Source organism: Gabonibacter chumensis (assembly GCF_024741215.1).
In the GTDB taxonomy this organism is placed as follows: domain Bacteria; phylum Bacteroidota; class Bacteroidia; order Bacteroidales; family Marinifilaceae; genus Gabonibacter; species Gabonibacter massiliensis.
The window spans coordinates 642025-653946 of the sequence record NZ_JANSKB010000002.1; the positions used below are offsets into that span (position 1 = coordinate 642025).

Annotated in this window: 8 protein-coding genes; all 8 read right to left on the reverse strand. The window is 45.0% G+C overall.

The genetic code is table 11. From position 1 onward, the window contains the following. Nucleotides 1–127: 127 nt before the first annotated feature. The 8 genes from NVS78_RS09415 to NVS78_RS09450 all read right to left on the reverse strand — a co-directional run bounded on the left by NVS78_RS09415 (nt 128) and on the right by NVS78_RS09450 (nt 11736). Nucleotides 128–1081: a DUF5106 domain-containing protein gene (locus NVS78_RS09415; protein WP_286358964.1), complete on the reverse strand. Its 954-nt coding sequence runs from the start codon at nt 1079–1081 to the stop codon at nt 128–130. Between the two features lie 38 nt (nt 1082–1119). After that, nucleotides 1120–4056 carry a DUF4906 domain-containing protein gene (locus NVS78_RS09420; protein ID WP_286358965.1) on the reverse strand — a complete coding sequence of 979 codons (2937 nt, stop codon included), beginning with the start codon at nt 4054–4056 and terminating at the stop codon, nt 1120–1122. Between the two features lie 20 nt (nt 4057–4076). After that, a complete protein-coding gene (locus tag NVS78_RS09425; RefSeq protein WP_286358966.1) occupies nt 4077–5126 on the reverse strand; it encodes a hypothetical protein in 1050 nt (349 codons plus the stop codon). Further along, a complete protein-coding gene (locus tag NVS78_RS09430; protein ID WP_286358967.1) occupies nt 5123–6130 on the reverse strand; it encodes a FimB/Mfa2 family fimbrial subunit in 1008 nt (335 codons plus the stop codon). Before NVS78_RS09430 ends, NVS78_RS09425 begins: the two co-directional genes overlap by 4 nt. Nucleotides 6131–6132: 2 nt before the next feature. Further along, nucleotides 6133–8094, reverse strand: coding sequence for an Mfa1 family fimbria major subunit (locus NVS78_RS09435; RefSeq protein ID WP_286358968.1), 1962 nt, complete (start codon nt 8092–8094; stop codon nt 6133–6135). Then, nucleotides 8078–9544, reverse strand: a complete 1467-nt coding sequence (locus NVS78_RS09440; protein WP_286359002.1) for a DUF3868 domain-containing protein — start codon at nt 9542–9544, stop codon at nt 8078–8080. The genes NVS78_RS09435 and NVS78_RS09440 overlap by 17 nt, the downstream gene beginning before the upstream one ends. A gap of 27 nt (nt 9545–9571) precedes the next feature. Next, nucleotides 9572–10162: a DUF3575 domain-containing protein gene (locus NVS78_RS09445; RefSeq protein ID WP_286358969.1), complete on the reverse strand. Its 591-nt coding sequence runs from the start codon at nt 10160–10162 to the stop codon at nt 9572–9574. A 371-nt stretch (nt 10163–10533) separates the two neighbouring features. Next, nucleotides 10534–11736: a site-specific integrase gene (locus NVS78_RS09450; RefSeq protein ID WP_286358970.1), complete on the reverse strand. Its 1203-nt coding sequence runs from the start codon at nt 11734–11736 to the stop codon at nt 10534–10536. Nucleotides 11737–11922: the final 186 nt, after the last annotated feature.

The following is an 11922-nucleotide window of genomic DNA, read 5'->3' on the forward strand; positions in this document are numbered from 1 at the left end:
TCCAGCTGTTATCGTATTAAAAATCAAAAGTAGTTGTTCTAAGACCTGTGCAAGCAAAAACCTCAACGGACAAGAGAGAGACGTTCTGAAAAAAGTTTACGTATATCCTTTGAAATGCCTTTAAGAATTAACGATGTAAATCATCGGCTAACACACCGAGAAGTGTTTGCAACGATACTTCTTTCAAAACCACTTTCTTGCCGCAATCAAGCAGGTAAAGCGTCGGCATGACTGACATGACATACAGTTCCCGCTCCCGAATATCGCCCCGGTCCAATCCGACAATCCACTCCGTCGGAAAATCGTTTTTCGTACGGTTCCATGCCTTCCGGTCGTCATCCGCGTAAATAGCGAGTACCGTCAACTGTTCTGCATGAATTTGTTGCCGGAGAAATTCATTTCCTTGCAACTTCTCCATTATTTTTTTACAGTGATCGCAATCAGGGTCATAAAAGATCAACAGTATTCGACGCCCTTTCGTACCGTAAAGCGTCTGCAAGCTTCCGTCCCGGGTAAAATAGGTAAAATCGGCAGCCTTCATTCCGGGGCGATTTTTCTTTGCCGCTTCCAGCAAATAGACGGGCCGCATTTTATCGTATTCTCCCAAAACAGGCGTACGCGCAATTTCCTCCAGAAAAAAGATAAAATACTCCTCATTCAACATCGGGGAACCGGACTCATAAAGATACTTTTCAGCTATTTCCACCAAAAGTGTATAGGCTGCGGGGTCGGCTTCGGCTCGTCGCATCAGGCTCCGGACAGCCGGTTGCAATGAAGTCGATTCGGCATGAGGAAACAAAGAGACAAAATTGACGAAATTCTGTTCCATAAAAGCCGTATCACGACCGCATAGCGTATCCCGGAAGTCCATATCGTCCCAAAAACGCGTAACAAGATAAGCCGCCCTTTCGGGAGCACGACGAAGAGTCGGAGGGATTTTGGGAAGAGGAAGTTCCCGAGACGACAAGGTATCCCGTAAAATCTTACCGCAGATAGCCGTATCCGATGGTTGAGCTGCCCCACCGTTTCCCCAAACGGCAAACAACACCGATAAAACGAATATTTCGCCTGCAATTTTCATGTCTTTTCTATTTCGTTATAAAATGACAGTCCGGTCGCCTATTCCACACAACGTATAAAACATGCATCGCTCGTATTCACGCTCTCTTTACCGTTGAAAATATTAGTGCTGCTTATCAAATTGAAATCGAAGGTAAAATAATTAAAATCCCAAGCAATAGCCTCGGCTTCTCTTCCATTGTTCTCCTTCTGTTTTAACCAATAAATAGCTCCCGGTCGCATATAAAGATCATAGAAAAGCGGATTATTATCAGGCGTAGGAAAGGGAGCACTTCGCCCCGAAGCATACCTGAGTACCGCTATTTTCCCATTTTCGTTTCTCCCGTCTTTCCGATGGCCGTACCCGGAAACTCCCAAAGGGAAAAACACGTTTCTGCCGCCGTACTCTTTTGACGTTTCCGACTTGTTGTACACGAAAACCCCGCGCATGCCGAACTTCGGATCCGTATTATATTGATAACCATAAACCTCCTCTATCTTAGAGAGGGTTTCGGTAGCTTCATCCCCGTAAAGCACGCCAAAACCTTGTTCAATGTCGTCGTTATCCCACAAATCATTATAATCTTTATAGGTTGCCACGGATACTTTTTTCCCGTTTACAGTAGGATCGGAAAAACTCCCGAAATGATTCTCTGACGTTATTTCGCTCCAAAGACAACTTGTACCTGTTCCCGCAATAAGAAATGGGGTATCCTTATGATCTTTGAAATCATCTTCGGATACGTCAATCCAAACCGGCTTGTCGTTTTTATTATTCGTAGCGTCGATCGGTTGTTCCCAGTTACCGAATTTAAACAGCGAACCTTCCTCCGTGGGAGCTTCCGCTTCTTGCGTGGCCGTACGCATATTAAACGAATGCCATTTCCTGCCATTCTCTATTAGCGCCAAAGGAGCGTACCCCTGACGGGCAAAAATCAGATGGTAACAACTGTAGTTGTGATACTCCACACGAATCACCGCACAACGGGATTCATGTTCATCGCAACCGTTAAAATAGACTTGAAAATCGATGGGAGTCCCCGTGCTGCCCTTCACCGTATCTTTCGCTAAAGTGATGGTTTGTTTGTCGCCTCGCACGATATAAGCCTTCCACGCTCCTTCTGAAGTAAAAGTTTGAAATTCCGTGGCATTTTCCATCGGTAGTCGTTTCAACACGACATGGAACGACCGCTTGTTATCGTGTTTACGCCATATGCCCTTCGGATTCACTACACGACGTACTTGCATAATGGTAGCCGGCTTTACGATTTTTTTTCCGTTAGACAACGTTGCCGTGAACGTAACCACCGCTTTACGCTGGTAAGCGACATAAGGATTATTACCCGTGTAACCCGTTTTAACAATCATTTGCTTAGCGCGAGTATACATGGGAAGCCGGTAAGTCACCGTATTTTCCTCGGGTTCTTTCACCACGTAATACCGGCCGTCCTCTGTATCCGATCCGTACACGCCTGTCGTTACCTCTTTGTACACCCGTTCTCCTCGGTTGGTGTTTTTATAATACATCTCGTTCGATGTGATTTCCGATTCGTTAAGAATGGTCTGCGTTGTCCTGCGTAGAGACAAAAAGCCGTTCCACGGATTTAAAGGGGCACTCGAAGTTACCTCCGGATCCATATTTCTCCAGTAATCGAAACGGGGAGCATTATAAGGAGCCCACGCATTCGTATCGATTTTGGCCGATAACTCCGTCACTTTATTAGAACCGCCGTTGACTTTAACGGGTAACAACATGGAGTGATTATAGAGATAGGAAATGTAATAAGGTTCCGGTACCTGGATACTCGGAATCTCCTCCTTGTAATCAATATGCCAATCCACATCGTTAGCAAAATGATTGAATTTCAATGTTAATTTATAATGATGATTACGCTCCGCATCATAGTCCTTATCCGCATCCTTGCCAAGCATGAAACGATACACGATATCCCCGTTTCCCAATCTTTTTTCGTTAATGGAACGATAGTAAGCCCGGACTTCGATATAAGTGCCGTAAGGCTTGTTATCTTTGTATCCGTCGGCTCCCTCCTGATTTCCATTAGGATAGGCGATCACTCCCTTCTCGTTTGCATCCTGACGCTTACTTTTCCCTTCTCCCTGCATGTTTTCATAAAAGAAAAGCGCATCGGCAGTTTCGGAATGATCGCTTCCGTGCTTCGGTTTTCCCTTGGTGACACGTACCGGCCAAGTCTCGTCGTAAGGCTGATTCTTAGGATCGGCATATGTTATCGTTTCGCCTTCGCGAATAAGTTCGTCCGTTTTAACGGGAGTATTTTTCTGTCCAAGGAAACAACGAGCGGGAATATCTCTGATCTGCACAGATTTAATGTAGATAAAAACCCCTTCCTCAAGGTTCGTACCGTCGTAAGCAACCGTCACTTTCGAAGCCGCACGGCGTATCCACGCGTGTAGCCGCATATTTTTTTGGTTGACAGTCAACACGGGTGCCTCATCATGAATTTCATCTTCCTCGGTAAAATGACCGAACATCTGATTATTTTCGGCCACCTTGTTTTGCCAACCCAAAGAGATACTTTTAAGGCCGTCTATCGTCTGGATTTTCTCTGCATAAGAGCCGAGATCCCCCATGTTGGCTGCGACATAGATATAATAGCGCCCATAGGGTATCGTCAATTTAAATACGGCTCGGGGCGTAGAACTCTCGGCGATATTGATTCCCTCTCTGTTTTCGTTTTGTACGGAAAATTGTCCGGAGGCAAGCAAACGCCGCTCTACCAACTTCCCTTCCAAATCATACAATAGTACGCAAAGATTTTCAATACTTTTAATGGTATTGCCAGCGGTCTTAGCTTTCCCGACCAAAGCCGCAGCCAGCGGTTTAAACTCCACGGTAGCCATTAAGGAGCTTTCGCCCTTCGGCACAAATTCCTCTTCTCCATCGATCAAATCATCGGTACAAGCTACCAGTCCGATGGTTAATATGTACAAAATACCATATAAGATATCGCGTTTCATATTCTTAAATACTTCCTTTGTTACAATCCGAAATCTGGCTTAAGGACCACCTCCCCGTAGGGTTCGAGATCGACCTGCCAATCTACCCGATTGTCATTGATAATAATTTTTACTACCACATGCGTATTGCGCGGCAGGTATGACAAATCGGGAAAATAATCGCTCAACACCGCCCCCTTGTCCAAAGAGATGGACATCCGGTAATTTCTCGGATCTCCGCCCGGATCGGTATATTTACCCTCCAATAAATAGATCGGGTCCAACGTGATCTCCTGCCCAACAGGTAGTCTTATATTCTCCTTCCGTTCAAACGTGTAATACTCGTTACTCCCTATCGTGGGAACGGCATATTCGGTAATTTCCTTGTTTTCGTTATATTTCGTATCTTTCGGCAGGTAATACTCCCGGCGAGCCATCTTATCGATACTCAATCCGGTGAATACTCTATCGCTATCAGTACGATTGATTATACAGAACGAGAATTTTACGGCAGCCCGTGTTACGTAAAGCCTACAATAGACATCACTGTCCGCAACCTCCACCTTGTGGCATTCGCTCATGGGTAATGGTCCGAGAATCTGCTCCGAATTATTGTCTAACTGTATCGTCAATCCCCCCAGCTTGTTCTCCGGAAAGGGCAATCCGACATAAATCGCCGAAAGATCCTCCTTCAGCAATTTGCGGAATACTCCGGTCTCCTTCGTTGGAATCATCGTCTCCTCATTGACAAAAAGATAGATCCGTTTGGTTTCTTTGCCTACCACCTTGAACAAAACGTTCCCGTAGGTCTCGACAGCCGATGAAAGTTCCAACAAACGGTTTGCTTCCACCGTATTGTCGGGACGTACCACGACGATGCGCAACGTTTTCATCTTCTCGTTTTCGTTCGACGCCTGTTCGCTGTTTCGCCTCCGTACCGGTACGTCGGATAAAGCCACGTCGATTTCCAGATTTACCAACGTGTCTTCTCCTTCCCGTGTCTCTTCTATCCCTTCGCGACTACATCCCATGAAAATAAGGCACATGAGAAACGGTATGATATTATATGCCAACAATTTTATTATTTTCATAACTCTGTTTCGTTGAGTCTCACGGTCCAGTCATTAACCTTAATATAAGTCCTGAGCCAGGAATAATCCGAGCGAAGGAAAAAAATCAACGACCATTCGCTCTCCCGGTCGAGAAACTCCTGTGCATCCATCTCGGCATAAAGTTCACTCTTCAATAACAACAGGTAATTATTGAGAGGGATATCGATAATCTCCGTTCCGTCCTTCTTCCTCTTGATAACCAACCGGGGAGCATTTTTCGTCATCAGCCGCGATGTCGAAAACTCCGCGTAGGCCACTATCGCCTCTTTTCCTCCCTCTATCACCCCCGTTGACGCTTGTCCCCGCGCCCAGGGGGTATACCTCACCACGCCGTTGTCGATCAAATCGTTATTTACACCGAAAAGTGTATTGTCATCCGTAATTTCGAATTCGAAATCCTTATCGTTTACCGGATCGCCATTGGTCTGTTGCAGAACGATCCTGATGTTATTCGTATTCTTCATCATCTCCACCACACCTTCCCGGTAGGAATCAGCCGTCCGCAAACTCAATTCTCCCCAGTACATATCATGCAACCTCTTTTTTCCGGCCACCGTGAGACACTCCCTGTCCATCACTACCTGCAAATCGTCATATACAGCCCTTTTGTCCGGCTCCGACACCATCTCAAAAGAACTTTTCTCACAGGCTAATCCCCCGTACGCCACAAAACGGTAATCTCCCTCCTCCAAATCCAAAGTCATCCGGAATGCCTCATCCCGTAACTCGGTCCCCGTCACAACCCGCTTCGTCACGTAACGGCCTTCCCTATCGTACACGAGCAAGGTCAGACAATCCACCTTTTTCGGAAATGCGTTGGCATACTCCATATTATAATCGTATACGAAACGCAGAGACACACCGTGCTGACAAGGTTCGAGGTCTTCATAAATACGTTCGCACGAAAGTAAGGCCGTTGCTAACATAACGCTCTGCACCATGCCGATGAAGCGTGATATTATAAACTGTTTGTTATTTTTCATTTTTAAAATTCGATATTATTGACACGTACGGTCCAAGGCAACACTTCCACCGACACCGTCAGGTATACCTCACCGCTTTCATTCGGATCGTCGGGATCCACAGGGTCGGGATCGTTACTCGTAATACGGGGATGCCCCAGCTTGCTGATACTCGTTACAGCCAATTTATACACGTTATTGCGTACCACGCCGAATTCCATTGTCCCCATCGTACCGGGAAAACCATTGTCGTTATGACGGTTCCAGTAATAATAGTAGAAATAGTATCCCACTCCGGCATGATTGTCTTTATCCATCTCCGCATCATTGCTTGCCTGATAAAGAGTGAAACCGGCTTCGGTAGCTGCCTTACGGAAAACGGCAAGCGCTTCCTCCGTTTTTTGCACATCCCCTTTACCCCCATCCCAAATCTCTATCAGCTGCTGGTATAATTTATCCGGCCCGCTCTCCTCGCCGATCCTCGCTGCCGAATGGAGCGGATGCCCTGGAGCCGCCTGTTGTGCAGCAACCCTCACCCCGGTGTTCCACCCCACGTATATCTGATTTTGGAATGTGTACAAAATGGGGTAAACGGCATTGCTGCCTTCCACGTTATACGTGTATCCCTTTATACCTTCAGGCAAAGTATATTCGCCCCGGATAGCCTTATAAAGCTGCTCGTTCGTCGTTTTCAGATTGGTTCCGGCAAGTAGCTTCCCTTTAAAAACGATCCCCGTCGAAATGCCGTTTTTCTGGTGGTCGTCATTCCCCGGAATCGTATTCTCCGTCACATAGCGCCAGATACGATAGTCTTTCACGACCGAAGTTCCTCCTTCCGGCGTCCAGCCTTCGTCATTGTCTTCACGTCCCTTAATCACATCGTCGATCCAGTAATTGTCCCACTGCCTGCGTGTACTGGCATCAATACGGCCATCGTCGTTAAACAGTCGAAAATTAAAATGATCTTTCAGTTTATTGATTACTTCAGGTGTGTTCAAGTCATTTTGTTTGAACTCTGCATCCGTATCTACAACATAATTGGAAGTGGTTTCCTTACCGCCGATTACCGCATTTTCTCCCTTCCCGTCCGCAGACACACGCCGCAAGTAATAAAACTCTTTGCTCATATTGACCAAACCCATGCGGATCAATTGTACCTGCAAGCCGTCGTCCTCCTTTCCTTCGGGCGTCCTTCCGATGTTGTACGTATTCTTTCCGGTACCACTCCCGTCCCTGAAATCAAAACGCGCCACGGAACGCTCCACACAGATCGCTCCTCTATCGTTCATGGCATTATCGTAACTTCCACCGTTATCCCCGCTCAGATTGAAGGGATTCGCTTCAGTAGCGTATGCCTCCACCCACTCTTGGAACGTATTGGGAATCAACCGATCGGCCTTTCCCGCATTAGACATCAGAAACAACCTGTTAGACCAAATGGTGGTATTCTTGTCGTTACCCTCGATATCATTCTGTAACACACGGCAAATCTTGTTCGTCCAATCTGCTTCATGGCCTTCTTCCATGTCGGACAACTCGTCAATCAGGTCCTGCGTGGGATTACAAAATACATACACGTGAACTTTATTGTTGCCCGGATCCTTTAAATTTCCGTTGTTATCATACAATTTTTGGATACCTGTTCGACTGATTGCCGCGGTAGCGGTTATAGTAGCCCGGGTTCCGGGTTGTGCCGGAAGTCCGCCTACAATACCATGTGTCAGGTATTTATCTTTTGTGTCGGCTAACACCAGAAGAATGGAAGCCACATGATTCTCATCATCCTGGCCCACCTCCTGACCGGTATTCCCCGTCGTACTGCGTGCCAATGTCTTGGTCGGCAATGCCACGTTCACATTCATATACAACATCTCCCGCTCTCCTTTATCATCAGGCCATCCGTCGGGAATTTTCTCTTCGCTGTGGCAGCCAGCTATTAATCCGGCTAAGAAAAAAACAGCTAAAAATTTACTCCAATGTTTCATTTGCTTTGTTACTATTATGCTGAGGTTGTTCTTGAATCGATTCGTTTTTCAGTTTTCCGATTTGTTTTAACATAATTTTAGCCTTCACAATACCTTTCTCTCCGGCTTCAACGAAAAATTTCTCTGCCGCATCGTAATCGCCCGCGAGTGTGGCATAAACTCCCCGGGCATATACACTCTCTGCCGTATTACCTGCTTTACGGAGATAACGCTCTGCCTTTTTCAAATCCCCCATAGCCATCGCCGTATTGGCTGCATTAAGGTTCGCCGTCGAATCGGTAGGATACATCCGCACCGCAATTTCGAATACTTCGTTAAACTCTTCACTACCCGGCTCCATTTCCCGCGTAACGAGGAACATCTCCTGAAGACTCAATTTCTGAGGAGTGGTAGCCAAAAGAGCTCTTATCTCGTCCACATTTGTGTACGGACGCACGACATACTCCACCGTGTAATCGGAATGCCGCAAACCGGGATAGACGTTTTCCAGCAAAAAACGATAATCCGTGGGATAAGTCAACTTGATTTTATTTTCTTTGACATCCGCATCCATATTGCTTCGAATCAGTTCCAGAATACCTTGCCGATTGGTCAAGTCGGAACTTTCCACGTACCGGGCCAATCCTGCCCAATCTTCCGGCTCATAAGCGGTCGACAAGAGTGTATCGGCAAAATCATACAATCCTTGTACGTATTTCATCAGCGTTTCCGTACGCCCCTTGGCCAAACGAGTGTTGTTGGCATAGGAACCTTCCGGCGAAGCATACCCCTTGATATGGATTGCGGTAATCCACATATCCGGGTCATTCCGTACGGCATCTATCGTGCTTCTGATCTTCTGTAACTCCGCCGGGTTATTCCGGTAATTTTCATGGATTTCAGTTCGGTTCACGGGAAAATCGATATAGGCAGAACCCTTCTCTTCCCGCATCTTAATCTCCGCCCTCGGAGGTATATAGACAAACTCCGGTTTGAATTTTTGCGGCTCGAGATTTAACGAGGTAAGCAATTCGCCGTTTTCCATCAACACCTCGCATTGACATCCACACTCGCCCTCCTCCATCGTAAACATCGCCGCAGACATCCACTTTTCGTAGGGTATCACCGTACGGTATTCGATAACCGAAACTTCTCCGCAACGATAAAGTGCCATATCATCCGAAGAAAAACCGTTACGCAAGTGATAGTAGTAACGGTTACGACCGGCGACCACGACCGAAGAAAGACGCAAACTGTCTCTCTCTCCGGCTAATAACGGCGTGAATATCACTTCCCGATTACTTTTCATTTCCAAAGCCGAAACATCTATATCCATCGATACGAATAATTTGTCCTTCGTCCGAGAAACAGCAAGATTCGATACCGTTACCTTTTCATTCATAATCGCCTGAGCACCGGCTTCTATTATACAAAACAGAAGCAACAGGCCGCTGCAAAGTATTTTCATTATTTTATTCACAACCATACCCCCCATGAATTAAAACGTATATACCAGATTGACCGCGGCCTTCGTAGGACCGACATAATTATGCGACTTATCCTTCGCAAGTTTCTTTCCGCAGGTAGCGCAAGGATAACTGTCATAACGAGTATAAATATAACCTATTCCCAACTCCGCTTCCAAGTTCCAGTGTTTACCCAGTATCCACGCGTAACCGTAAGCGATACCCGCACCGACGAACCATCCCTGATAACGACGATCGGAAAGATTCGAAAAATCAGTACCAAGAAAAGAAATACTATTTTTCAAGCTTCCCATATTATACTGACCGCCCAAAGCATGCGCTCCCACGAAATGCCCGGCAAAACGGTCACAAAACCAATAACGGGCCTCCGGCTGAACGAGCCAGTGTTTCCACTTTCGCTCGTGCGAAAGTGTCCAGCCATTGTAGTTGGCAGATACATCCAAGGTCCAACGGGAAGCAAGTCCCACCTCCATACCTGCATTCACAGTATAAGCGGCAATATCATAAAGCAGATTCGTTTTAACCGCTACATTCTGACTTTTGGCACATAGACTTCCGAGTGCCATGCATAAAAACAGAATTGTTCCAATTTCGACTTTCATCTTCATTTTCTCATATCTATATTCTATCTACGACAACATACGCTACAACAAATTGCAGATCTCTATGCAAGAAATCTTTATATAGATTAAATATTTGATTATCAGAATAATAATAAAAGTCATAATTTGATTTTTATATATTTTATAATTTTTTATTTCTCCAGATTCATAATTCCATCTTAAATTTTATTTATTATTAACATTAAATGATTAAATCTAAATTTTTTAACAATGTATATAAAATACTATTATATAGCATTCTATACGATCGGATAGGTTTTTTTTAGTTAAAAGATGCTGTAAATTCTTTGATTCAATGACGAAAATATTTTATTTTTGCAAGCAATATATCATGTTTCTTGCATAGAAATCTATTGATTCAACATCTCTATAATATCCTGATTTACAGAATCTATGATGGAATTTTCCAACATGGTCAAATAAATCTGAGTTGTTCGTTCGGACCTATGTCCCAATCCCGCACTGATAACCGATATCGGAACATTGCAATTGCGAGCCGTAGTCGCCCAACTATGCCGGGAGGTATATGAAGTGATTTTACATCCCGCCAATAATAATCCGGACAATTTGTGAAGCAGGCGATTATGATTATTTAATGCAGCCAAGTATTGTCTGTATGCTACTGCCCTATCGTCCGTCGTCAGGATCGGGAAAACATAGGGCGAATCTCCAGTCGCTTTCTCGTATCGGACGATAATAGCCCGAATACTGGGTTCAAGCCGAATACAAAGCAGTTGCCCGGTCTTGTGTCGCGTATAACAAATCATATCGTTCTGAATATCCGATTTACGCAAATAGGCGATATCCACAAACGCCATACCCCTCGTACAGTAACTGAATATAAAAAGATCACGGGCAAACGCTAATGCCGCATTCCGCGACAGATCGAGTTTGTGAAGTCGGCGTATGATTTGTTCATCAACCGCGCGTTTACGCGTCTGGTCCACGCCGGTATAGACATTTTGAAACGGGTAGGTCTGTTCGACGATACGTTGCCGGACCGCCTTGTTATAAATCGCCCGCAAAACACGCATGTAAAAAGAGATGGAGTTACGGACAATCCCGCGCCTGACAAGAAAAATACTGTAATCGTCGATGAGTTCCTCGGTCATAGCCACAAAAGGCAGATCCATATTGGCAAGAAACGAAGAAAAACTATTCCTCGTGCGTTCGTAATTTTTTGCCGTTCCCCAGCGATTGCAACGTTGCAAAAATTCGATTTGCATTTGCATGAAAGCCAGTATGGACACTGAAGTGTTAGCGGTTTTATAACGTCTGATAATATCATTTACCGTGTATGTTCTTCCCTGACGATCGAGAAATCTGATAATATGTTTCAAGTGTATCAGACCATTATCTATCTGTTTTTGTATCGGAACCACATTTCTAAAAGAAGAGATTACCTGCCCGGTATTCGAATTCCATTCGTCAGGTAACAGATGTATCCGAGTTGTAATTTGCTGACTTTTTCCCCTGTGGGATAATTGATAATAAATCGTTCCGGCTTTTCCTGCGACCGTTGAATTGCGTAATTTAACCTTTACTGTTGCCATAGTATTTAAATTTTTGCAAATATGAATCACTTTCCGAAAAGTTTTCCAAAAGAACAGCAGGTATTTTCCCATCAATTATCGTAAAAAACAACGATAATATTTTCCACTCACAACAAGGAGAACGAATTGTATTCGTTCTCCTTATAGCATCACTTGCAATCTTTCCCGCATTTCCTGAATCGAAAC

What these genes read in the sequence shown, in the direction of transcription:
- NVS78_RS09415 (WP_286358964.1), bottom strand. Translation starts at nt 1,081, where the DNA reads ATGAAAATTGCAGGCGAAATATTCGTTTTATCGGTGTTGTTTGCCGTT.
- NVS78_RS09420 (WP_286358965.1), bottom strand. Translation starts at nt 4,056, where the DNA reads ATGAAACGCGATATCTTATATGGTATTTTGTACATATTAACCATCGGA.
- NVS78_RS09425 (WP_286358966.1), bottom strand. Translation starts at nt 5,126, where the DNA reads ATGAAAATAATAAAATTGTTGGCATATAATATCATACCGTTTCTCATG.
- NVS78_RS09430 (WP_286358967.1), bottom strand. Translation starts at nt 6,130, where the DNA reads ATGAAAAATAACAAACAGTTTATAATATCACGCTTCATCGGCATGGTG.
- NVS78_RS09435 (WP_286358968.1), bottom strand. Translation starts at nt 8,094, where the DNA reads ATGAAACATTGGAGTAAATTTTTAGCTGTTTTTTTCTTAGCCGGATTA.
- NVS78_RS09445 (WP_286358969.1), bottom strand. Translation starts at nt 10,162, where the DNA reads ATGAAAGTCGAAATTGGAACAATTCTGTTTTTATGCATGGCACTCGGA.
- NVS78_RS09450 (WP_286358970.1), bottom strand. Translation starts at nt 11,736, where the DNA reads ATGGCAACAGTAAAGGTTAAATTACGCAATTCAACGGTCGCAGGAAAA.